This window comes from Nocardioides sp. WS12 (genome assembly GCF_014108865.1).
Taxonomy (GTDB): domain Bacteria; phylum Actinomycetota; class Actinomycetes; order Propionibacteriales; family Nocardioidaceae; genus Nocardioides.
Genome location: NZ_CP053928.1, coordinates 905,781 through 928,383 on the forward strand (window position 1 = coordinate 905,781; position 22,603 = coordinate 928,383).

The window sequence follows — 22,603 nt, forward strand, 5'->3', positions numbered from 1 at the left end:
CACCCAACGCCACCAACCCGCGAAGGCGGCGCATCGTCAGACCAGCTGACGATGCTGTTCGTGATCGACGCAATCGACACACTGCTGCCCGCTCACGACACGAGCGTCGCGCTGATGGAGACAGCCCAGTTGCGCGGGCATCGAGTGCTGATCACCACCGCAGAACAACTGGGATACGACCACGGCGCAGTAACGGCACCGTGCACGGACGTAGTGCTTCGCCCAGCCGTGCGCCACGAAGGCAGTTGGATCACCGACCCGGACTGGTACGCACTCGGACCCACCACCGAGGTCGTCCTCAACGAGGTCGACGTCGTCTTCATGCGGACCGACCCGCCGGTCGACGACGCCTATCTGCGAGCGACCTTCCTCCTCGACCTCGTCGATCCGAACCGGACGTTGATCCTCAACTCCCCGCGCGGCCTACGGGACGCCAACGAGAAGTTGTTTGTCCTCCAAACCCCCAGCGCTCTCGGAACAGACAGCCAGGTCGCGTTGACCCCTCCAACACTCGTGACCAGCAACCGGACCAAAATCAGAGAGACCGTGCTCCAGTGGGGGCGTGCCGTCCTCAAGCCGACCGACGGAATGGCTGGACGCGGCGTCATGGTGCTCGATCCGACGGATCCGAACCTAGGCACCCTCCTCGACTCCGCGACCAACCGGGGAAACACCCAGGTCGTCATCCAAAAGTGGATCGAAGACGTCGAGGCCGAAGGCGACCGACGACTCATCGTCCTCGGTGGCGTTCCCATCGGATCTGTACGCCGAAGGGCAGTCGAAGGCGACTTCCGCTGCAACATGGCAGCTGGCGGTGCCCCCGAAGCAGACGTTGTGACCGACCGCGACCGAGAAGTGTGCGCCCGGCTCGCCCCGATGCTGTGGTCGCGAGGCCTCCACCTCGTCGGACTCGACCTCATCGGCCCCTACGTCACCGAAATCAACGTCACCAGCCCGACCGGCATCCGCGAGATCGACGTCGTCGGCAACGTTCAGGCCGCCCACGAAGTGATCGTGTGGTCTGAGACGCAGTGCCCCCGCCGCGCAGGGGCACCCACCAACACAGGAGGAAGTTCCCAGTGACTACCCGACGGGTCGTCGTTGTCGGCGCCGACGCTGCAGGAATGAGCGCAGCCCATCAGGCGATCCGCGCGAACCGCGCTCGCGGCGAGGAAATCGAGGTCGTCGCCCTTGAGATGACCCAAGACACCTCGTACTCAGCATGCGGCCTGCCCTACTGGGTTGCCGGCGATGTTGACGATGCCGACGAACTGGTGGCCCGATCACCTGAACGCCATCGTGAACTGGGGATCGATCTCCGACTGGGAGCCACCGCTACGGAGCTCGATGTCAAGGATCGCAAACTGACCTACCGGACAAGTGCCGGTGACACGATCCGGATCGGTTACGACGACCTCGTCATCGCCACAGGGGCAGCACCTGTCATCCCCGACTGGGCACGCACAACCGAAGGGGCCATGGTCCCCGGGGTGCGTCCCCTCAAGGACATGACCGATGGACACGCTTGGCTCCGGACCCTCAACCCAACAACCTCCCAGGCTCCAGCCGCCAGCCCGTCCCCACGCCGCGGGATCGTTGTCGGTGGAGGGTACGTCGGAGTGGAGATGGCCGAGGCCATGCACCGGCGCGGATGGGAAACGACCCTCATCACACGTACTCGCGTCATGAGCAACCTTGACCCAGACATGAGCGCGCGACTTGAAACAGTCATTGAAAGCGCAGGCGTCACCGTCATCGGCGACACCCAAGTGAGTGAACTTCGGACCCATCCCGACGGCTCCGTGGCCGCAGCGGTCACTGACGACGGAACGGTGTACCCCGCCGATGCGATCGTCGTCGCGATGGGGGTTCGTCCGGCCACAGGGTTCGCCTCACTCGCAGGCCTTCCCGTTGGCAAGACAGGGGGTCTCCTTGCAGACGAATCCGGTCGGGTCGCGCCGGGAGTCTGGGCAGCAGGTGACTGTTGCGAGGTCAAGCACCGCGTGACCGGCAAATGGACGTTCGCTCCGCTCGGCACCCACGCGAACAAACAAGGGAAAACGATCGGCGAGAACCTCGCCGGCGGCGAAGCCCGGTTCCAGGGAGTCCTCGGGACCGCTATTACCAGATTCGTTGCAGGCGACCATCACGTCGAAGTCGCGAGAACCGGGCTGAGCACAGCCGAGGCAGAAGAGGCTGGCTTCACCGTGGCCTCACTGGTCACCGAAGGACGTACCGCCAGCGGATACATGCCCGAAGCCAGCCCGATCGCAGTGAAGGTCATCGCCGACGCGTACAGCCGACGACTCATGGGCATGCAGATCATCGGCGGACGAGCAGCTGGAAAGCGGATCGACACCGCGGCAGCCTCCCTTTGGGCCGGCCTCAGCGTCGACGACCTGGCAAGCATGGACCTGGCCTATGCCCCGCCGTTTGCCACAGTGTGGGAAGTCGTCCAGTTGGCCGCGCGACGTCTTGCCGATCGAATGTGATGACGCACTGATCGGGCCCGCCAGGCACTCCCAACGTCACGCCTATTCGCGTTGTAGGTGAGACCAACCGCTCCGCTCTGATCGCCGTGGGCGTGACGATCTCGACCCTTCCTAGGGCGTCTGGATCGTCACGCCCATTTGGTGTTGGTGAGACAAATCCCGAAGCGCCAAATGAACTGAGAAATATCCTTCAAAGTAGTTGACGTCTAAGAAAGCGTGTATCTAAAGTGTCGTATGACGAGCATCACAACATGGGGTGGTGCTCGACCCGTTCAAGGAGATCCTTCATGGCTGTTCCGTTCTTCTCGCAGGCCTGGTGCGACCAGGCCATGGCCGCATGCAACGCCAGCGACGCGATGTACAAGGGGTTCAAGGACCCCGCGACGTTCACCAACCGGATGGCCTTTGGCGTTGCCGGTCGCGACGACCTCGTCACGCACCTCGAATGGAAGGAAGCCAAGATCGTCCACTGGTCCCCGGCCGAGTTCCCGGAGAGCGACCTCTGGCTGATCATCAACGGTGAGATCCCGACCTGGCAGAAGTCGGCCTCGGGTCAGGTCGAGGGCGGCAAGCTCCTCATGGCCGGCAAGGTGAAGTTCGCCAAGGGCCCGATGTCGGCCGCCATCGAAAACGCTGCGGCCTTCAACGCCTTCCTTCTCTCCTGGGGTCAGGTCGACACCAACTGGGACGTCTGACCTACCAACGTCTGCCCGTGGGGCCGGCCCCTTCGGCCCCACGGCGCAACCGCGCAACTTGCCCCGCCGCAGTTCACCAAGCCCCATCTCGCTCCCTCCCGACACGACAACGAGGCGTAACCGTGCCAACGACGACCACGAGCAACTACCCGGTCTCCCTGTATGACGGCGACGACGCCAACGGCGTCGCAAACATCGTCGCGATGCTCATCCAGCAGAACCTGGAGAACTATCCAGCCCGTGTGAAGACCGCACGACGGATGCCGCGCCCCGTCACCATCTACAGCACCGACACCGACAGTGCCTGCACGATCGTGTTCGGCACCGACGAAGCCGTCGTCTTCAACGACGTCGTCGGCAAGCCCAACGTCACTGTCATCGCCACCGTCGACCAGATCCTCGACGTCTCCCAACTGGAGATGAAGGCAGGCGGCCTGCTGCCCGTCGGCTTCTTCACCAAGCGAGGCATGAAGGTGCTTGGCAACATCCTGACCCACAAGCTGGTCGTCAAGGGCCTCCTCACCCACACCCTCAGCTCGCTGCGCACCATCTCACTGGTCTCGGTCGTCTGACATGGCCGCACACCTCAGTTCCTTCGGGCCTCCACGGCCCACAAGCGGCACCCAGGTAGGTCGCTGGTTGATCATCGCCGCACTGGTGCCCGTGGCCCTGCTGTACCTACTGCCCAGGATCACCGGCCTGGTCGCCACCCCCTACCGGTTGGACCAAGCGGTCGTACACGCCGACGCCTACAACCCGGGCCTTCACCAAGTCGTCGAGCACGAGAAGGTCACCCTCGCCGCCTTCGACGCCTTGGATCAGGTGAAAACGGCTCTCGCGAACGTTCGCGAGACCGACGCCCAAGTCGCTCGCGAACTTGAACGCCTGATCGGTCAGATCACCGCCAACCTGCAAGGAACCCTGAACACCGCCCACGGAAACGTCGGCGGCATGTTGACCTCCTTGAACCAGCTCACAGCCCACCTCAACGCGCTGCACGGACCAGTCAACGGGGCCTCCGCAGCGGTGAAAGCCGACCGCGATTCCTTGGCCCGCATCCTGGCCGAAGCCCGCGCGACCGCCGCAGAAGTGAAGCGGGCCCGGATTTCAGCTGAGACCTCCGCCTCGAACGTCTCAGGAGAGTGACAAACCAATGATCTTCTTCGGACGCCGCGGCGGACCCGCTCGGACCGTACTCGCGATCATCGGCGTCGGTGTACTCGGACTGCTGAGCTTCGTGGTCTTCAACCTGAACACCCGACTCGACAATCAACAGAAGGCCAACGAGGCGACCCTCGTTGCCTCCAACGACATCGTCGACGTGAACGACCTACTCACCATGCGCCTTGAAGAACTGGTGGCACTGACCAAGACAGCCCAGAAGGCATTAGGCGAGACCTCCGCGCTCGGCCCCCTCCTGGTCAGTCTCCGTGAGGCCATTGGCCCTGCGGCAACGACAGTCGAAGCAGCCACAGGTGGCGCCGAACTGAGCACCAAGAAGCTCGACACCATGCACGAGATCCTCTCGGCCATCAAGAAGAAGATCCTGCCCCTCGTCGAGTCGGCAGACGCGTTCGGCGGCCAAGGCGGCGACCTCCTCGTCATCGTCAAGGACCTCGTCAAGGACCTCGAAAGTGCCGTCGCGGCGGCAGTCAAGATCAACCAGTCCCTGCCGCTCCCGGACTGAGCGACCCGAAGGCCAGGAGCCGACAAATGCACACTCGAACTGACATACCCGCCACAGCCTTTCCCCGCAGAGGCCGATCGTTGACCCACCGCGACGACATCTCCTTCAGCGACCTCCCGAGTCGCGGGAACAGCGGATCGACCAACCGTCGCTACGACGTTCCACACAAGTACCTGGCGGGCTCAACAGGATGGGCCGTAGCCACCGAATGGCTGGGCCGCTTGGCGGCCACCGTCGCAATCGTCCTGATGATCATGGTCTTCCACACGATCCACAAGGGACTCGTCGTCCAGGACAGCGCCGACAAGATCGTCACCGACTTCCACACAGCCAACGACTTCTTCGCTGACCGTGCGGACATGAACGCTCCCAAAAAGGTCCGCAAGCAACTCCAGGCCCTGCAACGCGTCCTCGCCCAACTCGACGACGCCGCTGCGCTAGACGTGCGCGAACTCTCTGCCGTGCTGCCCATCGTCGATCGCCTCCTCAAGGCCGGCGAGGGAGACGTCCGCATCGCCAAGCAACTCAAGGAGATCGCGACCATCCTCGGTGGATCCGCAGGCGAACTCCGCGCCATCGCTACCAAGGCTGATGCCACGGTGTCTGGCGTCGACCGGCAACTCTCTGAAGCGCTGCGGCAGGTCGAACTCCTCAACTCTCAGCTCGAGCGCACCACCCGAAAGCTCGCCATCCTCCCCGCAACCGGAGACAACAAATGACCAAGAAGGCATGGCTCCTGTTCGTCCTCGTCGTCGGCCTCGGTGGAGCGGTGTTCCTCAGCGGATCCAACGCATTCAAGCCCGGTGTCGATGACGTCAAGGACCCCCTTGGTCGTCCGTCCGCACTCAGTTTGGAAGTCATCCATTCCGCCAGCGAGTTCGAACGCATCACCGGGGTACTCGTTCCCAAACACGGGACCCTTTCGCAGCGCATCCAACGACTGAACGGCGTCGCTGACAACCTCGACATCGTGGTCGACGACGCCGGCAAGCTCACCGGGAAATCGATCACCGTCAATGAAGGCACCACCAAGGTGAACGACATTGCCCTGCCGCTGCCAGGACTCATTGCCTCAGTCACCGGACGAGCCGTTGAAGCTGCCCCTGTTGTCGGCGACCTCGGCAAGTCGGTGTCAGGTGTCACGACTGAACTTGAGGCCGTCCAGACACAACTCAATGGTGCATTCAGAGACCTTGCGAAACTGGGTCCGCGTGCCACAACGATCGTCGACCTTCTGGCACAGATCCAGGCTGCCTCGGTCAAGGTGAAGCCGCTGGCGCCTCTTCTCGCAGGGTTGTCCGGACCGCTGGAGACGATCTATGACCTCCCGTTGGCCGACGGTCTGCTTGACCTGCTGCTCGGCCTGACTCCCTGATCTCGCTCATGTCGGGCATTCCCGGCGCCCGTATGCATCACCGGAAGGCAACGACACCATGTTCCGCTTCTCTTGGGCTCTAGCCCTGGCTTGTTCGCTGGTCATGCTCACCGGCATCTTGATCGTCACAAGAGATCTGGCGATCACGAACGACATCTTCAAGGACGGCGTCGTACAAGCCGAGAAGGTGAACGACACCACCGACGACGCACTCTCCGCAGCCGAGGAGCTGCCCGGCGCGGACGACGCACTGATTGACAGCATGCCGGAGGTCACCGGGGTGATGGGTTCGCTCAGCAACGCTGAGGTCACCTTGGCCACCCTGGCTGACCGGCTCGCCACCTTGGGGATCACCCTGCAGTCAGCGGACGGCCCGTTGGTCGGAATCATCGAGGCAGGCAAGACAGCCACCCACCGAGCCAACCGAGCCGCAATACCAGTGCGGACGATCACCGGAACCCTCGCCGGAACTCGCAAGACCATCAGCTCGATCGGCTCCGAACTGGATCGCACGATCAGGCTGGCTCGGACGATCGAATCCAAGTTGCACCTGCTGCTTCTCCTGCCGACCCTCCCGTCAGGGAAATGAGAGGACGGACAGATGCACATCGAAAACACCGCCGCCATTGTCACCGGTGCCGCCTCTGGGCTCGGGGCAGCAACTGCAGCACGATTGGCCGAGCTAGGTGCCCGCGTCACCGGATTCGACCTTGCCAATGCGCTCAAGAACGCCCCCGTGATTGATGGTGTTCGGTACCACCCCGTCGACGTGAGCGACAGCCACGACGTCGCGGCTGGGGTCAAGGCAGCCGCCAACAATGGCGCACCACTGCGCATCGTTGTGAACTGCGCTGGCATAGCGCCCTCGATGCGCGTGGTGGGCAAGAACGGCGCCCACGACCTCGACTTCTACGCCAAGGTCATCCAGGTCAACCTGATCGGGACTTTTGCCGTGATGGCCAAAGCAGCCGAGGAGATCGCGAAGACGCCGGCACTGGACGACGGCCAGCGCGGTGTCATCATCAACACTGCTTCGATTGCTGCCTTTGACGGTCAAGTCGGGCAGGCGGCGTATGCGTCCTCCAAGAGCGGCGTCGTGGGGCTGACGCTCTCTTGTGCCCGAGACCTTGCTCAGCATGGAATCCGGGTTCTCGCGATTGCTCCCGGAATCATCGATTCCCCGATGCTCGCCACGATCTCCGAGGAGTTCCGTGCCGGACTAGCTGCAGGCGTCCCGTTCCCGCAAAGGCTCGGCCAGCCCGAAGAATATGCCCAGTTGGCGGTGGCCCTCGTCGAACACAACTACCTCAACGGCGAAACGATCCGCATGGATGGCGCACTCCGCATGGCGCCTCGCTGATCGAGACTCTGAGACTCGCGGCAGGGCACACCCTCCCTCTTTGTGCCCTGCCGCGGCTAGCCCCGAGAGATTTGGCCCCTCCGGTCGCGCAGCCTTCGTTGCTCCGGGCAGGCGCCACCTTCTGGTGAGCATGCGCAACGGCGCAGCGCAACGCCACCGCTCAGAGGGGTGTCATCCCCGGATCTATCGCGTAACTGCGGTCGCCCGCTTCCGAAGCGATGACCAGGATCTCCTCGACGCGAAAGGGCTCGACCGGCGGCAGCGACATCACATGTTCTTCATGGATTTCGGTGCCCTGTGAGCGAAATGCGCGGTCGATCAGCCGGAGATAGCGGGCCATGACCACGCCGGAGTCGCCGAGATTCTTCGCGGCAGCACGGGCAGTTTCGGTCGGAACATAGGTGTAGATCGGTTCAGCCTTCCGGCTCTCACTGGGAAGGTCCAACAGGTCGCTCACGACCAGCCTGGTGTAGCTGAGCTCCCGAGCGTCCAGGATGCAGAGTTCCTCGTCCGAGACCCAGAACGTTGCGCCGACGACGCACCCGTTTGTGACAGGTTCGAGACCGAGAAAGACCACGGAGCCGGTCCAACTAGTCCCGTCGGTCCGAACGAATCGATAGCCCGGCCTGGAGTCGGTATGTGCGGCGGCATTCCAGCGACGCTCGAAACCACGCAACCGGCACACCGTTGGCCCCTGCCCGGCCCCGAGCCGGCGACCCAAACTCGCCTCGATCGATTCTCGATCGACCAGCGACCCGTAGCCGAAAACGAGTGGCATGACCTACTCCTTGCCCGTGGTCGGATCTTGGCTTCGGCCGGCGCCCTAGGGAGAACACTCAACCATATGCAACAGGTCTAAACAGTTTAGAAGTGATATACTCGACGGTATGAGTGCTGCCAAGTTCTCCGGACCGACTTCGGATGCAAAGCCGGCCGAGCCCAACGGCCCGCCGCCGCCGCTGACGCAAGAAATCCAGGCGGCTGGCCCAGACCACGTGAGCTCTGCCCGCATCAATGACTGCCTCGGCTACCGTCCACGCGGCGTCGCTCAACTCCGAGCCACACGCCAGGGCTAGTCGGTTTCCCAGTCCGGCGGCAGCCCGAGCTCTGGGGCCTGGGCTGCCGCCACCTGTACTCCGTTGGCGTACGCCATCGACGGCAACTGACGGATCGGATCGGATCGGATCGCTACCTCGCGTCCGCCATGTGCGCGGCACCATCCGTCGGCCCTGCCAGAACGTCAACGCCTCGGTAGCCCAGCCGCATGCAAACCCCTAGCCAACCCCCACTCATGGAGCCTGCTTTGCCCCACGCACCTACCGTCATCGTTGGCGGAGCCCGAACCCCGACCGGACGCTTCCTGGGTGCACTCAAGGACCTGTCGGCTACAGACCTTGCCGCAGTTGCCATCAGGCGTGCTCTCGAAACAAGCGGACTACAAGGCGCCGACGTCGACCACCTCATCCTCGGACAGGTCCTGCAAGCAGGCTCCGGTCAGAACCCTGCACGCACGGCAGGCCTCAAGGCCGGCCTGCCCGCTCATATCCCCTCGATCACCATCAACAAAGTCTGCCTCTCAGGCATCAATGCCATCGCGACTGCCGACCAAATGATTCGTGCAGGCGACGCCGACATCGTGATTGCGGGTGGCACCGAGTCGATGAGCAACTCCCCGCACATCCTTCCCCGGTCGCGCGACGGTTTCCGCTACGGAGAAGCCACACTCGTTGACTCCATGGCATACGACGCGCTCTACGACCAGGCGACGCAGCAAGGTATGGGAAGCCTCGCGGAGGGCTACAACTGTGCTCATGGAAACTCTGTGAGCCGCACGGAGCAAGACCGATTCGCGGCGCAGTCGCATCAACGAGCGGCCGCTGCACAGGCGAAAGGCCTCTTCGACGACGAGATTGCGCCGGTGTCCGTCCCCCAGCGCAACGGCGACCCCGTTCTCGTCACTATGGACCAAGGCGTGCGGGCCGACACGACCGTCGAGGAACTGTCCGCATTGCGTCCTGCGTTCTGGCCCAACGGCACCATCACCGCAGGCTCGTCCTCTCAAATCTCGGACGGCGCGGCTGTCGTCGTGGTCGCCAGTGCCGAAGCAGCCTCGAAACACGGACTGCCCGTCCTCGCTGAGATTCTCAGCCTTGGTCAGGTCGCTGGACCGGATTCCAGTCTCCAACTCCAGCCAGCCAACGCCATCAAGAAGGCACTTGAGAAGGCCTCATTGACTGCAGCTGACCTTGACCTGATCGAGTTGAACGAAGCATTCGCCCTCATCGGAATCGAGTCATCGAGAGCGCTGGGCGTCCCTGAGGCGAAGACCAACGTCAACGGCGGAGCGATCGCCATCGGACACCCGCTGGGTGCCTCGGGAGCGCGCATCACGCTTCACCTCGCACTCGAACTTGCACGGCGCGGCGGCGGACTAGGTGCGGCAGCTCTCTGTGGTGGCGGTGGGCAAGGTGACGCCTTGATCCTTCGAGTGCCTCACCGCGCAAACGTCTAATCGCTAGGCCGGAAGGGTCCGCTCATTGCAACGGCGGCATCGACAGGGACGCGTCCGCGGTTCCGGGTGCTTGGTGGTGGTTGGCTGGAATTGGGTTCGTTCGTCGCGGTTAGTCGGCCACAGTCGTCCATGTCACCTGGACCGCTCCGGCAGCAGGAATCGACCTCGCGACGGTGCCGCCTCCGCGCCGTATCTCGGCGAGCAGCGAAGCGAACCTTTCGAGAGCCACGGTCGCGGTGTGCCAGATCATGACGCCCACCTGACCTGATCCGCCACGTCGACGGGGTGTCCACAAGCCTGACAGTTGCACGGGTAAGGTCCTTCGAACCTCTGCGCATGCGCGCGAAGTGCACGCGCAGCTTCCAGGTGTCCGACAGTGCCCGGTGGCCGAGGCTGCCAATATTGAAGGCTCGTTGCGACCTCCGTGGCCAGGTTCTCCTCGTGTTGGGCGAGGGCAAGGAGCTGATCACGCAGGTGTGTGGTCAGTCGGTCTGTGTGCTTGGGGTTGGGCAGGTCGTACATGGTGATGCCTCCGGGTATCAGGCTCAGGCGCCGGGACCGACACCCACTTTCAGGGTGCGCCTAAATACTTTAGGAGTCAATAACATCACGACGTAAATAAAGCCCGCTGCATGCAAGTTCCCCGTTGCGCCACTTTCGATGAAGAAGGCGACGGCAAAAGGTGCGCCGAGTCGGCGCCAGGCACCTCCAAAACCTTCTGATTCGCACTGCGGATCAGAAGATCAGATCGTGTGTCGGCTTCCATCCCCTTCTGTGTTTCCCGCTTCACCTGCGGGGACTCGCGCGAGGGGGCCGTGCCTCCCCAGTCGCCGCACGCATGGGTGTCCAAGGATCGGCTCAACTCGCGATCGCTGTCGTTCGTTCGCGTCAAACAAAGAACTGGTCGAGTGTTGACCGAAGGTCGGGCGCGACAAGTCGCTTGCCGACGTAGTGGCGGAAGGTGACCGACGGGTCGCGGTGGCCGAGTTGATCGCGGGCGGCGTCGAGCGACACCTCGTGCGCAATGAGGGTGCCGACAGTCCGGCGCAGAGTGTGCAGGGTCGTTCCCGCCAGCGCCTCATCGAACGGATCGGGCGGTCCGGAGCTCCGGCTGAGGGCTGATCGCAGACGGGTGCGCAGGTTGGCGGGGGAGATCCAGTTGCCGGTGCCGGTGGCGAATATCGGTGACTCGGGCGTGCTCGGCGGGTCTCTTCGCATCCGCTCTCGCAACATCGCCGCGACAGCGTCGGGCAGGACCAGGCGCCGGTCATCGCCGGTTTTCGTCCGGTTCTGGCGGTGGAGGTGGTCGACGTATCCCTTGCGCGGTTCGATGACCGTGCCGCAGATGTGCACCGTGGGCACGGGCCCGTCGAGGTCGTGGAGGTCGATGGGTCGGATGGCGAGGCCTTCGCCCTCCCGACAGCCGGTGCCGAGAAGAAGGTCGATGAACTCCTCGAGGTCGTGGTTCGGCATACGTTGGTCGGGGACACGGATGGCTGTGCGCCTGACGCGTGTGCGCAGGTGTCGTGCTTGGTCGATGGTGAGGAACTTGACCTCCGGGTTGGGTTGCCGCGATGACTGGGAGACGTCCCGGATCGGGTTAGCAGTCAGTGCTCCATGGGCGACGGCAAGGGCGAGCATTCCGCCGAGGACCACTCGGAGCTGGCGTGTGGAGCGGCCTCCAGGCCTGGCCGGGTAATTGCCGTGCTTGCGCCCGTGCTCGACATCGGCGAAGAGACGATCGAGAAGGGGGATGGTTGCCTCGCGAACCCTGACTTGGCCGATGGCGGGGATGATCACCTGGGTGATGTCGTACTGGTAGGTCGCCAAGGTCTGGGGTGCGAGCAGTCCCTTGGTCTTGACCTTGCCGTGGTCCTTGCGGTGTTGCAGCCACAGCGCGGAGAGGTCTTCGAAGGTGGTGTCTCCGGTGATGCCGGCGATCGACGGATCGACGCGCTCCCTCAGGCGGCGTTCAACGAGGCGGGTGGCGGAGCTCTTGGTCTTCTCGGTTGCGCGAACTGAGCGAACGCGGCCGTCGATGTCGCGGACCTGGACGCGGGCGGACCATCGGCCGTCCGCCAGTTGCTTGGCGACGATGTCACCGTGGCCGCCACGGGGAATTCGGATCTGCGGCATGGCTCAGGACGCCATCCATGCGGCGGCCTCGCGGTCCTTGCCGTCGAGCCAGGCTTCGACCGCGGAGCGGCGGTAGCGGACATGCCGGCCGATGTGGAGGGCGACGGGTCCCGTGCGCTGCGTCCGCCACCGCTTCAAGGTCGCTGCGGGGACGCCACCCAGCATCTGGGAGACGTCCTCCGGGGTGAGGAGCGGGTCGGTGGCGGTGGTCGGGCTACCGGTGGTGGCGGGTGTCTTGCTCTCATTCATCGAAGTGATCCCTTCCGTACGCGCGCGGCGCCCTGCCGCATGCTGTTCTCCTAAGTGCGGTGGAGGGTCGGGAGCGATCAGCAATCGGGATATCGTGGGGGAGCAGTGGGGTGCGAGCGGGGCCCAACAGGTCCCGGACGCAGCACGCAGAGGCGCAGCAGCGGTCGAGCGGTGGCCACTCGAAAGTGCAAGAGCCACGGCGAAGTGACACGTTTGCGACACGTTTCGCCGCGCTTCTCCGATCCGGACCAGACCGGCGGGCATCCGGATGCGCCCGTTCTACGGCCTGAATGCGCCCTTCCGGGCCTCGAGGACTCTTCATGACCTGCACCTCCAGCGGTGACTAGGTCGTCAGTTCGATTCTGACAGGCGGCTCTGACGAAGAGGCCCTGGCCAGTGGACGTACTGGTCAGGGCCTCTGTCCTTCCCACGGGCCGGCGGCCCTCGCGGAATACGCCACCCGCCGGCGAGGTTGAGGTCAGGTGCCCCTCGATGACTCCCGACGTGTCTCGCTGCTGCTCGGGTTGCTCTTCGGGCTGGCCGGACTGGGTTCGTCCTCGGCGGCCGTCGCGCTGCCGCTCATGGGCCAGGACCTCGGCGTCGATCACGGCAACGCGACGTGGGCGATCAGTCTCTACGTCCTGTTCCTGGCAGTGACGACCGCCGTCTACGGCCGGGTCTCGGACCTCTGGGGCGTCCGGACGCCGCTCACCATCGGCATTGCCCTGATGGCCGCGGGTGCGCTGGCTGCTGCGTTCGCTCCCTCCTTCGAGGCGCTCCTGGTGGCCCGGGTGTTCCAGGGGGCAGGGGCGGCGGCCGTCCCCACGCTGGGCATCACCGCCCTCAGTCGGCGCTACGACGGCGAGTTGCGCGGGCTCGCCCTCGGCCGTCTGGCAGCCGTCGCCGCCTCGGTCAGCTGCCTCGGGCCACTTCTCGGTGGCGTCGTGGAGCACGCCTTCGGCTGGCGCGCCGTGATGGCCCTGCCCATCCTCGGTGCCTTGGTGATTCCCCTGCTGTGGAAGGCCCTTGTCGGAGAAGGCAGCGGCGCCCGGCTCGACATCCTCGGCGCGTTGCTCGTCGCGGCCACGGCTGGAGGTCTCGTCCTCCTGATCCAGTCGCCCTCGACCGGTGTCCTCGTGGCGGGCGTGGGTGGGCTGCTGCTGGTGCTCGGCACCCCCGCCGTCGTGCTGCGCGTGCGCCGCCGTCCGCACGGCTTCCTGCCGCTCGCCGTGGTCCGTAACCCCACTGTGGTGCGCAGCGCCGCTGCGGCCGCCGCCGTTCCGGCTGCCTGGTTCGCACTGCTGGTCGCCGTCCCTGTCGTGCTGGTCGACGAGGGGTGGGAGACCTGGCAGGTGGGACTCCTCCTCGTGCCCAGCGCTGTCGTGGCACTCTTCGTGCCGAGGTACGCCGGCCCGCTTCTTGCCAGGGTCGGCGGCGCCACTTCGCTGGCGTTCGCCGGCATGGTGGCCTCGGCGGCTCTGCTGCTCGCGGCGCTTGGCGTGGCACTCGTCTCCTCGCCGGTCCTGGCGGTGTCGGTCATCCTCGTCACCGTTGCTTTCGGCGTGGGACAGCCTGCGCTCAGTGCGTCGGTCGGCGACGCCGTCGACGGTGACGTGCGGGGGGTCGCGCTCGGCGTGGCCACGCTGCTGTTCCTCGTGGGCGGCAGCGTGGGCTCGGCCGCGGTCGCCGGCCTCGGTGCGCTGGTGGGCACGGCCAACAGCTTGGCCGTGCTGGCTGCTCTGCCGGTGGTCGGCCTCGTGGTGCTGTGGCCCGAGGTGCGGCGACGGCCTTTACGCGCTGCCCTGGCCCGGCTCTGACGCAGCCGGCGCAACGCTCTCGATCGCCGCGAGCGCGCCGCGAAGATAGCGCTCGACGACCACCAGCTCCTCGGGTGCGAAGCTCGCGTCCAGTTCGGCGAGCCGACCGAACATGGGCTGCAGGTGACCGCGCACCTCGGTGCTGCCGGAGCTGGTCAGCCGCAGGCGGGTACGGCGCCGGTCGTCCGGGTCGGGTTCGCGTTCGACATGGCCGCGGCTGCTGAGTCGGTCGACGATGCCGGTGGCCGCGGCGGTGGAGACCGACAGGTGTCGGGCGAGTGCAGCAGGTCCGATGGCGTGCCTGCTCAGCTCCTCGAGCGTCGCCAGTTCGACCTCGCTCAAGCGGGTGCTGCGACCGACCCGGTGCCGCACGTCGACGGCCGCGCGCATCACGTCGCGGAGCACCTGGAGGGTGGGCGACTCGTGCCACGCCCGTCCGGCGGTCGGCTGGGTCAATTCTCTCACCTACTTAACTATCAAGTACATTAGCGAACTCCCGTCCGTCGTACCCGGAGTTTCCCATGACCGATGTCTCCCGACGTTCGCCGTCGTCGTTCATCACCGGCGCCCGGACCGCGTGGTTGGTGGCGCTCGTGCCGCTGTTGTTCGCGGTCCTCGGACTCGGCCTGCTGAGTGAGGGCGACCGCGCCCAGCAACCGACCGACTCATTGCCCGCGGGTCTCGACAGCACCTTGGCAACGGAGCTGGCCGAGCAGATCGGCTCGGAGGACGGCGACGTCGCCATCGTGCTCTTCACCGCCGACAGCGGACGACTCGACGAAGCGCGTCAGGCGGGCATCGCCGATCTGGCCAGGTCCATCGGAGCAGCGCCGGAGAGCCTGAGCGTCGCAGAGGACGGGACCGCCGCCTTCGTCGTCGTCCCCATCGACGCAGGGTCCGCGACCGCCACCATCGACGAGGTCAAGGAGCTCCGAGACACGCTCGCCGACGAGGCTCCGGACGGTACGACGGCCGCCGTGACCGGGCCGGCAGGGATCCAGGCCGACCTCGCCGAGGTCTTCGCAGGGGCCAACTTCCGGCTCCTCGCCGTGACGGCGGCCGTGGTCGCGATCCTGCTGATCATCACCTACCGCAGCCCGGTCCTCTGGGTGATCCCGCTGCTCGTGGTGGGCATCGCGGATCGCCTCGCCGGCGTGCTGGCCACGCACGTGATGGCTGCCGTCGACGTGGCGTGGAACGAGTCGACGATCGGCATCCTCTCGGTGCTCGTGTTCGGGGCCGGCACCAACTACGCACTGTTGCTGATCTCCCGTTACCGCGACGAGCTCGGTCGCACGGAGTCGCGCCACGAGGCGATGGGGGTGGCTCTGCGGGGCAGTGTCGAGCCGATCCTGGCGAGCGCCACCACCGTGGTCGTCGGCCTGTTGACGCTGTTCTTGTCGCTGACGCCCACGACGCGAGGCCTCGGACTCGCCTGCGCGATCGGCATCCTCGTGGCCGCCTTCTTCGTGCTCGTCGTCCTGCCTGCGGTGCTCGTCCTCTTCGGCCGGTGGATCTTCTGGCCTCGCGCGCCGAAGCTCGGCGATGCTGCCCTGACGGAAAGACCCTCGCTGTGGCGCCAGGTCGGCAACGCCGTCGAACGGCGGCCGGTCACCCTCGCGGCCGGGGCCGTGGTGGCACTGGCCCTGCTGTCCGTGGGGCTGTTCCGGGTCGACACCGGTCTCGACCAGGCGGACCAGTTCCTCGACAAGCCGGAGGCCATCGCTGCCGGCGAACGCCTGGCCGAGTCCTTCCCGGCGGGGTCCTCCAGCCCCACCGAGATCCTCACCCGAGCTGACGTCGAGCGCGTCGTGGCCGCTGCGGAGGGTGTCGCGGGGGTCGCGTCGGCACGGGTGACCGACGAGGTCGACGGCATCGCCCGGGTCCAGGTGGTGCTGGAGTCGGCCCCGGGCACCGACGCCGCCCGAACAGCGGTCGAGCAGCTCCGCGACGCCGTCCAGGACCTGCCGGACACGCACGTCGGTGGAGCCGAGGCGGCCGCCCTCGACGAGCGCGCCGCCGCCGCGCGGGACCGCCTCGTCATCCTGCCCCTGATCCTGCTCGTCGTGCTGCTCGCGCTGGTGACACTGCTCCGGTCGGCGGTGGCTCCGGTCCTGCTGGTGGCCACGGTGCTGGCGACGTACTGCGCCAGCATGGGTGTCTCGTGGTGGCTCTTCAGCGGGCCGCTGGGCTTCGAGGCCCTCGATGCGGACGTCCCGCTGTTCGCGTTCCTGTTCCTGGTCGCGCTCGGGGTGGACTACAACATCTTCCTCGTCACCCGCGCGCGTCAGGAGGCACGTACCCACGGCACGCGGGCGGGCATGCTCCGTGCCCTCGCTGCGACGGGCGGCGTCATCACCAGCGCCGGCATCCTGCTCGGAGCGGTGTTCGCCGTACTCGGTGTTCTGCCGCTGGTCGTGCTCGCCCAGCTCGGCCTGATCGTGTGCATCGGTGTCCTGCTCGACACCCTGGTCGTGCGGACCGTCCTCGTGCCCGCACTCGCCCTGGTGCTGGGTGATCGCTTCTGGTGGCCTGCGGCCACCGACTGAATCCGCGTGGATCAGCGACGACTGTCAGCGCGCATCTGCGTCCACCGCAGGACCGCCGCCGACAGCGCGAGTCCGGTGAGGACGAGCAGTGGAGTGGCGGTACCGACCGGACCGCGCAGGGACTCCAGCAGCACGGGCAACCCGAAGCCCAGGTAGGTGCAGACGTAGAAGACGCCGATCGTGAGGCCGCGATGCTCCGGCGGAGTCAGGGTCTCGACATCCACGAGGCCCGCCCGCAGGCACAGGCCGTACGCCGAGCCGAGCACCACCGCTGTGACGACGAACAACGCAACGCCCCGCTGCTCGTCGACGACCACCGCCAGCGCGAAGCCACTGGCAGCGAGGACGGCGCCGACGATGCCGGCCCGCGGTCCCCATTCGGCGCGGCGGGCCGTCAGTTGCACCACCACGCCTGCGCCCAGGGCGAGTGCCGACGCGACCCCGGGTACCCACGGCCCGCTGTGGTCGCCGCCGACCCGGCCGGCGAGAACGACCACTGGCACGGTGACCGCGGAGAACACCCACAGCGCCATCGGTACGGCGCGCACCAGGGCACGGCCCACGCCGTGATCCGCTGACGGTGGCGGCAGTGGCCGGGGTGGCTGTGGCTGGGCGGAGTGCGGCGTCGCGGCGGTCGCCCGGGATCCCAGCGTGACCGCGGCGAGTGACAGCGTGATGGTCAGGACGAACGGCACGATGAGTGCTGCGGACCCCGGGGTGAACTGCGCGACCACGCCGGACACGAGTGGCCCGCCGGCGAACCCGGCCGTCAGGGCGGTTCCGGCGATCGTCGTACCCCTGCGGCCCCCGAGGTCCGCGGCCCACGCCGTGCCCGCACTCATCGCGAGCCCGACGCCGACCCCCACGACCAGGCGTCCGCAGTAGACACCCGGGCCGGTGTGCCAGCAGAGCATCAGGAGATTTCCAGCGGCAGCGATCGCGCTCCCGGTCAGGACGACCGGTCGGCGTCCGACGCGGTCCGAGAGCCCGCCACCGCCCAGCAGCCCGGGGAGGAGGCCGAGCGCGTAGACACCGAACGCGCCGGCCAGCACGGTGGCCGACAGGCCTTCCCGATCGCGGAGCACCGGGATCATCGCGGCGAAGTGGTTGGTCGCCCAGCCGGCGACGAAGAGGAGCGTCACGACCGCGGGCAGATGGCCGCGGCGAGGGGTCGATGACACCACCGGAGACTACGCGGGAGGCCGGAAGGGGCGCTCAGGCGATCGTGTCGAGGATCTCCAGTTGGCGCGCCCACGCGGCTGAGCCGGGGTCGATGACCACGAAGTGGTCCCCGGACACCTCCACCAATTCGGCGGTTGCGCCCGCAGCCCGGGCCTTGTCGACGTACTCGGCCGACTGGCTCAGCGGCACGTTCGCATCCGTGTCCCCGTGGACACACCAGACGGGGACGTCGAGGGGGAGTTGCTGGGCAGGGTCGAAGCGCGCGTCGGCCGTCGTCGGCGGGTGGCCGAGAAGTCCTCGGACCGCTCCGTTGCCCAGTCCTGCGGCATCGGCCGAGCGGAGGTCGAGTACGCCGGCCTGGCTGATCACGTGCGTCACCGGCACCCGGTTGGCCCAACCGTGCTTGCCGCGGGCCGCCGCCCACGCCCCGAGGTGGCCGCCGGCGCTGTGGCCCAGGGCGACGACCGTCGTCGTGTCGACGTCCAGGTCGGCCAGCAGATCGATGCCCGCGGCCACGTCGTCGAAGGTGGCGGGCGTGCCGCCGCCTCCGCCCGACCTGTTCCCGACGCGGCGGTACTCGAGGTTCCACGCCGCCCAGCCCTGTTCGGCGAGAGCGGCGGCCAGCGGTGCACCGAGCGCCTCGGCGGAGTACTCGGGCCGCCAGAAACCACCGTGAATGACGACCACGATCCCGCGTGCCGTCGCGGCCGGCAGGTACAACTCGCCGTACTGGCTGGGGTCCTCGCCGTACGTGTGGATCGTGCGGTCCACGTCGGCGGGCTCAGGGGTACTCACGGGCACGTTCTCCTCGCTGCATCCGGTCGTGGACAGGACGGCAGCGGCGCTACCCATCGCGGCGAGGCGAAGCAACGTCCGGCGATCCACGGTGCGAGTCTCGCACCTGCCCTACGGAGCGAGGCCGAGTTCGCGCTCACCCAACGGCTCGAAGAGGGCCGCGATGTCGGCATCGCTGACCTGGTCAAGACTTGCCGGCTCCCACTGCGGGTTCCGGTCCTTGTCGACGACCTGCGCGCGCACGCCCTCCACGAAGTCGTGGTGGCCGTGCAGGCCCAGGGCGAGCCGGTACTCCATGTCGAGTGCTGGCGGCAGCGTCGCCATCTGCGCGGCTTCCCGCAGCGCGCGCAGGGTGAGCTTCACCGAGGTCGGTGACTTGGCCTCGATCGTGGCAGCCGTCTTCAGAGCCTCGTCGGTGCCGAGGGCACGCAGTCGTTCGAGGATGACGAGTACGTCGTCGCCGGCGTACGCCGCGTCCAGCCAGGGCCGGGCCGCAGCGAGAGGGGACTCCGGCGCAGGCTCTTCCGCAGCGGCCAGGGCGACCGCAGCCTCGCGGACGGCCAGATCCGCCAGCAGGGCAGGGATGCGTTCGGTCGGGACGTAGTGGTCGGCGAAGCCGATCGCGATCGCGTCACCGGCGCCGACGGAGCCTGCGGTCAGGCCGAGGTGGGTGCCGGTCTCGCCGGGTGCGCGGGAGAGCAGGAAGGTGCCGCCGACGTCGGGCAGGAAGCCGATGCCGGTCTCGGGCATGCCGATCGCGGAGCGCTCGGTGACGACGCGGTCGCCGGCGTGGGCGGAGAGGCCGATCCCGCCGCCGAGGACGATGCCGTCCATGATCGCGACGTACGGCTTCGGATAGGCCGCGATCATCGCGTTGAGGCGGTACTCGTCGGCCCAGAAGGCCGCAGCGTCGGTCCCGCCGACCTTGGCGTCCTGCCAGAGGGCGACGATGTCGCCGCCGGCGCAGAGGCCGCGTTCCCCAGCCCCCGTCAGTACGACGGTCCGGACCGTGTCATCGATGGCCCACTCCTCGAGCGCGGCGGTGATGATGCCGACCATCTCGTGGGTGAGGGCGTTGATCGCGCGAGGGCGGTTGAGCACGACGTGGGCTGCGTGGCCGTCACGGTGCAGAAGAACCGGGGACTCGTGTTCGGATCCGCCAGGGTTCGCCATGCGCGTCATTGTGCCGGGAGCTTCGGGACGGATCGCGTCCGGCCCCGGCGGTACTTCAGAGCGTGAACCAGGTGACTTCCAGGCCGGCGCTGCACTGATGGCAGCTGGCCACGGTGCCGCCCTGGTGCCGGATGTGGGCCAACAGGTGCTGCAGGTCTGCCTTGGTCGTTGTCGAGGTGTGCCAGGTCATGACGCTCCTCCTCTCGGGTGTGGGTGCTCGACGTTGAGCACTCCTTCATCGTGCGCTCATCGCAGCAGGCAGCACGAACCCCGTTGGGCGGGACTTCACTAGTCCGTTCGGGGGGTGTCGGCCCCTCGTCCGGGTCACGGCTGACTAGTGCCGGACGGTCGCGAGGCGAGCGAGCAGTCGCTGCTGCTCCGCCTCGTTCAGCGGTACGGCGAGCTCCCGCAGCCACGCTGTGAGCTCGCCCTCGGCGAGGTCGTGGTGCTCGGTCGGGTCGCCGGGTCGGCGTATCGTCACGGCCGAATCGGTCAGCGCGATGTGGCGACCCGTCTGGTGCAGGGTGACCATCAGCCCGGAGCGGAAGTGCGAGGTCGGGAACGTGCTCGTGTAGTGGTGCCCGATCACGACGTCGACCGGCAGCACGGGCAACTCGTCGACCGTGTGGGTCAGCTCCCAGCCGGACTCACGGCGCCGGTGCAAACCCCAGGTGCCGTCCTCGTTGCGCGTCACGCGGTACGGCCAGCCGTGCTGGTCACTCTCGGCTCCGTCGGCGAGTGTCACCGGTCGGACCAGGCTCATCCCGAAGCCCGGGTCGCAGAGCAGCCGCTCGCCGTCCAGCCCGACCTCGACGGTCATGTGGGTGCGGCCCTGCACGCTGCCGCTCGCCGGGTCGCCGACGCGACCGAGGTGCCGGCGGACGTCGTACCCGAGTTGTTCGAGGGCGGCGGCGAACACCGTCGCGTGCTCGAAGCAGTAGCCGCCGCGGCCGCGGCCGACGAACTTCTCGTTCAGCGCCTCCAGCGCGACGCCGGGGTGCTGGTCGAGCAGGATGTCGATGTTGTCGAAGCTGAAGGTCCGCACGTGCGCGCCGTGCAGTTCGTCGAGTGCCTCGCGGCCCGGCTCGCGCCGGGTCAGGCCGAGGCGGGCGAGGTAGCCCGCGAGGTCGAGTTGGTCAGGCTGCCAGTCCGGACTCATGAGCCGAGACTAGGTCAGTCCTGGTGGTCGTCGACCTCACGGATGCCGGCGACGTGGCGGTCCGCCAGTTCGCGGTAGTACGGCGCATTGGTCTCGATCCAGAACGCGGCTCCGGTGCCCTCGATCGGCTTCTTCACCTGCGCCGGTGCGCCGGCGGCGAGGACGCCCGCGGGGATCTGGGTGCCCGGTGTGACGAGGGAGCCGGCGGCGACGAGGGTGCCGTCCCCGATGCTCGCGCCGTCCAGGACGGTGCTCGTGTTGCCGAGCAGGGCCTGGGTGCCGAGCCGGTCACCGTGGAACACGCACGCGTGCGCGACGGTGGCGTTGGCGGCGATCTCGACCACGACGCCCGGGGCACCGTGGACGACGGAGTTGTCCTGGATGTTCGCGCCCTCGCGGACGATGATCGTGCAGATGTCGGCGCGCAGCACGGCGCCGTACCAGACGCTCGCACCCTTCTCGATCGTCACGTCGCCGATCAGGGTGGCGGTCGGGGCGACGAACGCCTCCGGGTGGACCGTGGGGGCCTTGCCCTCGAACTCGTATGCGAACACGGGTCGCACGCTATCGGGCGGCCGCCAGCCATTCGTCGGTCGTGGCCAGCAGGCGGGCGCGCAGGGCGAGGTCGGTGGCCAGCGGTGCCGGGTCGGCGGGGCGGGACTTGTGGAAGTACCCGGAGGTGATGGCCGGGTCGGTGGCCAGCCGGACGAGGAGCTCGGCGGACTCGGTGGGTCGCATCAGGGTGCGGCGTTCGAGGGGACGAGCGAGGTTGCGCAACCGCCGCAGCACGGGCCGCGTCTCGAGGCCGCGGTCCGCGATGTTGGTGGACACCGCGCCCGGGTGCATCGCGATCGCGCGCAGGCCGCGCGTGCCGTACTCGTCCGCCAACCCGGCTGCGTCATGCACGAGCGCCAGCTTCGAACTCCCGTAGGCCACCCACGAGTCGTAGTCCCACTCCTCGTCGACGAGAGCCGCGGCGACTCCGCGTTCGTGCAGCTTCGACACGACATGGAGTACGCCGGCCGTGCCGCGCGCATCGGTCGCAGCCAGGAGCCGCGGGAGCAGGGCACGGGTGAGGTCGACGGTGCCGAGATAGTTCGTCCGCCAGTGGATCTCGTGCCCGTCCAGCAGTTGCGGCTCCTTCCAGCGCGACCCGAGGTCGAGGTGGATGCCCGCGCAGTTGACCAGCAGGTCGAGCTCGGCGCCCTGGTCGTCGTACCAGTGGGCGAAGGCGGCGACGGAGGTGCGATCGGCGAGGTCGAGCGCGTGCCAGCGGTGGTCGGCCACCGGCTGCGTGCGGGTCGTCACCGTGACGTCGTACCCGGCCGCGGCGAGCTTGTCGGCGACGGCCGCTCCGATCGATCCGGGGCCGGCGCCCGTGACAACGGCAGCGGGTCGGGGTGAAGTCACCCCCGGAGCGTA

The 22,603-nt window shown here is 67.2% G+C and carries 24 protein-coding genes; 13 read left to right on the forward strand and 11 right to left on the reverse strand.

From position 1 onward, the window contains the following. Window positions 1-51 precede the first annotated feature (51 nt). From gshB to HRC28_RS04160, 10 genes are all read left to right on the forward strand, one after another. Window positions 52-1,083 (forward strand): glutathione synthase, encoded by a 1,032-nt coding sequence (gene gshB / locus HRC28_RS04115; protein ID WP_272902663.1) that lies wholly within the window; start codon window positions 52-54, stop codon window positions 1,081-1,083. Further along, window positions 1,080-2,492 carry an FAD-dependent oxidoreductase gene (locus HRC28_RS04120; protein ID WP_272902664.1) on the forward strand — a complete coding sequence of 471 codons (1,413 nt, stop codon included), beginning with the start codon at window positions 1,080-1,082 and terminating at the stop codon, window positions 2,490-2,492. The genes gshB and HRC28_RS04120 overlap by 4 nt, the downstream gene beginning before the upstream one ends. 287 nt (window positions 2,493-2,779) lie before the next feature. After that, window positions 2,780-3,187 carry an SCP2 sterol-binding domain-containing protein gene (locus HRC28_RS04125; protein WP_182378916.1) on the forward strand — a complete coding sequence of 136 codons (408 nt, stop codon included), beginning with the start codon at window positions 2,780-2,782 and terminating at the stop codon, window positions 3,185-3,187. A gap of 122 nt (window positions 3,188-3,309) precedes the next feature. Then, window positions 3,310-3,759, forward strand: coding sequence for a hypothetical protein (locus HRC28_RS04130; protein WP_182378917.1), 450 nt, complete (start codon window positions 3,310-3,312; stop codon window positions 3,757-3,759). A 67-nt stretch (window positions 3,760-3,826) separates the two neighbouring features. Next, entirely contained in the window at window positions 3,827-4,333 is a 507-nt protein-coding gene (locus tag HRC28_RS04135) for a hypothetical protein (protein ID WP_202033220.1), read from the forward strand. A 7-nt stretch (window positions 4,334-4,340) separates the two neighbouring features. Continuing rightward, entirely contained in the window at window positions 4,341-4,874 is a 534-nt protein-coding gene (locus tag HRC28_RS04140; RefSeq protein WP_182378919.1) for a hypothetical protein, read from the forward strand. An 80-nt stretch (window positions 4,875-4,954) separates the two neighbouring features. Beyond that, a complete protein-coding gene (locus HRC28_RS04145) occupies window positions 4,955-5,593 on the forward strand; it encodes a hypothetical protein (protein ID WP_202033221.1) in 639 nt (212 codons plus the stop codon). Beyond that, a complete protein-coding gene (locus HRC28_RS04150; RefSeq protein WP_182378921.1) occupies window positions 5,590-6,249 on the forward strand; it encodes a hypothetical protein in 660 nt (219 codons plus the stop codon). Before HRC28_RS04145 ends, HRC28_RS04150 begins: the two co-directional genes overlap by 4 nt. 58 nt (window positions 6,250-6,307) lie before the next feature. Further along, on the forward strand, window positions 6,308-6,838 hold the full coding sequence (locus HRC28_RS04155; RefSeq protein ID WP_182378922.1) for a hypothetical protein: 531 nt from the start codon (window positions 6,308-6,310) through the stop codon (window positions 6,836-6,838). Between the two features lie 12 nt (window positions 6,839-6,850). Continuing rightward, window positions 6,851-7,609, forward strand: a complete 759-nt coding sequence (locus tag HRC28_RS04160) for an SDR family NAD(P)-dependent oxidoreductase (protein ID WP_182378923.1) — start codon at window positions 6,851-6,853, stop codon at window positions 7,607-7,609. A gap of 160 nt (window positions 7,610-7,769) precedes the next feature. Here the strand turns inward: HRC28_RS04160 and HRC28_RS04165 are convergent, their stop codons facing one another. Beyond that, on the reverse strand, window positions 7,770-8,387 hold the full coding sequence (locus HRC28_RS04165; protein ID WP_182378924.1) for a gamma-glutamylcyclotransferase family protein: 618 nt from the start codon (window positions 8,385-8,387) through the stop codon (window positions 7,770-7,772). A 513-nt stretch (window positions 8,388-8,900) separates the two neighbouring features. On the opposite strand from HRC28_RS04165, the gene HRC28_RS04170 reads away from it, so the two are divergent. Further along, entirely contained in the window at window positions 8,901-10,121 is a 1,221-nt protein-coding gene (locus HRC28_RS04170; protein WP_182378925.1) for an acetyl-CoA C-acetyltransferase, read from the forward strand. Between the two features lie 888 nt (window positions 10,122-11,009). Here HRC28_RS04170 and HRC28_RS04175 read toward each other — a convergent pair. Together HRC28_RS04175 and HRC28_RS04180 are read right to left on the reverse strand one after the other, a co-directional pair. Continuing rightward, the gene (locus HRC28_RS04175) at window positions 11,010-12,257 is read right to left on the reverse strand and encodes a tyrosine-type recombinase/integrase (RefSeq protein WP_182378926.1); all 1,248 of its coding nucleotides are present in this window, start codon (window positions 12,255-12,257) and stop codon (window positions 11,010-11,012) included. A 3-nt stretch (window positions 12,258-12,260) separates the two neighbouring features. Then, window positions 12,261-12,506 (reverse strand): helix-turn-helix domain-containing protein, encoded by a 246-nt coding sequence (locus HRC28_RS04180; protein ID WP_182378927.1) that lies wholly within the window; start codon window positions 12,504-12,506, stop codon window positions 12,261-12,263. Window positions 12,507-12,988: 482 nt separating this feature from the next. Here HRC28_RS04180 and HRC28_RS04185 point away from each other — a divergent pair, with 482 nt between their 5' ends. Continuing rightward, window positions 12,989-14,323: an MFS transporter gene (locus HRC28_RS04185; RefSeq protein WP_182378928.1), complete on the forward strand. Its 1,335-nt coding sequence runs from the start codon at window positions 12,989-12,991 to the stop codon at window positions 14,321-14,323. On the opposite strand, the gene HRC28_RS04190 is transcribed toward HRC28_RS04185, so the two are convergent. Continuing rightward, a complete protein-coding gene (locus HRC28_RS04190) occupies window positions 14,297-14,779 on the reverse strand; it encodes a MarR family transcriptional regulator (RefSeq protein ID WP_237111691.1) in 483 nt (160 codons plus the stop codon). The genes HRC28_RS04185 and HRC28_RS04190 overlap by 27 nt on opposite strands. Window positions 14,780-14,844: 65 nt before the next feature. Here HRC28_RS04190 and HRC28_RS04195 point away from each other — a divergent pair, with 65 nt between their 5' ends. Then, complete coding sequence (locus tag HRC28_RS04195) at window positions 14,845-16,872, forward strand: MMPL family transporter (protein ID WP_182378929.1); 2,028 nt, start codon at window positions 14,845-14,847, stop codon at window positions 16,870-16,872. 11 nt (window positions 16,873-16,883) lie between these two features. On the opposite strand, the gene HRC28_RS04200 is transcribed toward HRC28_RS04195, so the two are convergent. The 7 genes from HRC28_RS04200 to HRC28_RS04225 form a co-directional block, all read right to left on the reverse strand. Continuing rightward, a complete protein-coding gene (locus HRC28_RS04200) occupies window positions 16,884-18,053 on the reverse strand; it encodes an MFS transporter (protein ID WP_182378930.1) in 1,170 nt (389 codons plus the stop codon). A gap of 34 nt (window positions 18,054-18,087) precedes the next feature. Continuing rightward, window positions 18,088-18,939: a prolyl oligopeptidase family serine peptidase gene (locus HRC28_RS04205; protein ID WP_202033222.1), complete on the reverse strand. Its 852-nt coding sequence runs from the start codon at window positions 18,937-18,939 to the stop codon at window positions 18,088-18,090. Window positions 18,940-18,960: 21 nt separating this feature from the next. Continuing rightward, entirely contained in the window at window positions 18,961-20,022 is a 1,062-nt protein-coding gene (locus HRC28_RS04210) for an enoyl-CoA hydratase/isomerase family protein (protein ID WP_182378931.1), read from the reverse strand. Window positions 20,023-20,077: 55 nt separating this feature from the next. Further along, window positions 20,078-20,212 carry a hypothetical protein gene (locus HRC28_RS25570; protein WP_272902665.1) on the reverse strand — a complete coding sequence of 45 codons (135 nt, stop codon included), beginning with the start codon at window positions 20,210-20,212 and terminating at the stop codon, window positions 20,078-20,080. Window positions 20,213-20,356: 144 nt separating this feature from the next. Continuing rightward, window positions 20,357-21,181, reverse strand: a complete 825-nt coding sequence (locus tag HRC28_RS04215; protein ID WP_182378932.1) for an arylamine N-acetyltransferase — start codon at window positions 21,179-21,181, stop codon at window positions 20,357-20,359. A gap of 14 nt (window positions 21,182-21,195) precedes the next feature. Further along, window positions 21,196-21,735, reverse strand: a complete 540-nt coding sequence (locus HRC28_RS04220) for a gamma carbonic anhydrase family protein (protein ID WP_182378933.1) — start codon at window positions 21,733-21,735, stop codon at window positions 21,196-21,198. Window positions 21,736-21,745: 10 nt separating this feature from the next. Next, window positions 21,746-22,591, reverse strand: a complete 846-nt coding sequence (locus HRC28_RS04225) for an SDR family NAD(P)-dependent oxidoreductase (protein ID WP_182378934.1) — start codon at window positions 22,589-22,591, stop codon at window positions 21,746-21,748. Window positions 22,592-22,603: the final 12 nt, after the last annotated feature.

Bases quoted from the DNA above. Each gene is read 5' to 3' on its own strand.
- gshB (WP_272902663.1), top strand. From the start codon at position 52: ATGCTGTTCGTGATCGACGCAATCGACACACTGCTGCCCGCTCACGAC.
- HRC28_RS04125 (WP_182378916.1), top strand. From the start codon at position 2,780: ATGGCTGTTCCGTTCTTCTCGCAGGCCTGGTGCGACCAGGCCATGGCC.
- HRC28_RS04140 (WP_182378919.1), top strand. From the start codon at position 4,341: ATGATCTTCTTCGGACGCCGCGGCGGACCCGCTCGGACCGTACTCGCG.
- HRC28_RS04150 (WP_182378921.1), top strand. From the start codon at position 5,590: ATGACCAAGAAGGCATGGCTCCTGTTCGTCCTCGTCGTCGGCCTCGGT.
- HRC28_RS04155 (WP_182378922.1), top strand. From the start codon at position 6,308: ATGTTCCGCTTCTCTTGGGCTCTAGCCCTGGCTTGTTCGCTGGTCATG.
- HRC28_RS04160 (WP_182378923.1), top strand. From the start codon at position 6,851: ATGCACATCGAAAACACCGCCGCCATTGTCACCGGTGCCGCCTCTGGG.
- HRC28_RS04165 (WP_182378924.1), bottom strand. From the start codon at position 8,387: ATGCCACTCGTTTTCGGCTACGGGTCGCTGGTCGATCGAGAATCGATC.
- HRC28_RS04170 (WP_182378925.1), top strand. From the start codon at position 8,901: ATGGAGCCTGCTTTGCCCCACGCACCTACCGTCATCGTTGGCGGAGCC.
- HRC28_RS04175 (WP_182378926.1), bottom strand. From the start codon at position 12,257: ATGCCGCAGATCCGAATTCCCCGTGGCGGCCACGGTGACATCGTCGCC.
- HRC28_RS04180 (WP_182378927.1), bottom strand. From the start codon at position 12,506: ATGAATGAGAGCAAGACACCCGCCACCACCGGTAGCCCGACCACCGCC.
- HRC28_RS04195 (WP_182378929.1), top strand. From the start codon at position 14,845: ATGACCGATGTCTCCCGACGTTCGCCGTCGTCGTTCATCACCGGCGCC.
- HRC28_RS04210 (WP_182378931.1), bottom strand. From the start codon at position 20,022: ATGGCGAACCCTGGCGGATCCGAACACGAGTCCCCGGTTCTTCTGCAC.
- HRC28_RS25570 (WP_272902665.1), bottom strand. From the start codon at position 20,212: ATGACCTGGCACACCTCGACAACGACCAAGGCAGACCTGCAGCACCTG.
- HRC28_RS04215 (WP_182378932.1), bottom strand. From the start codon at position 21,181: ATGAGTCCGGACTGGCAGCCTGACCAACTCGACCTCGCGGGCTACCTC.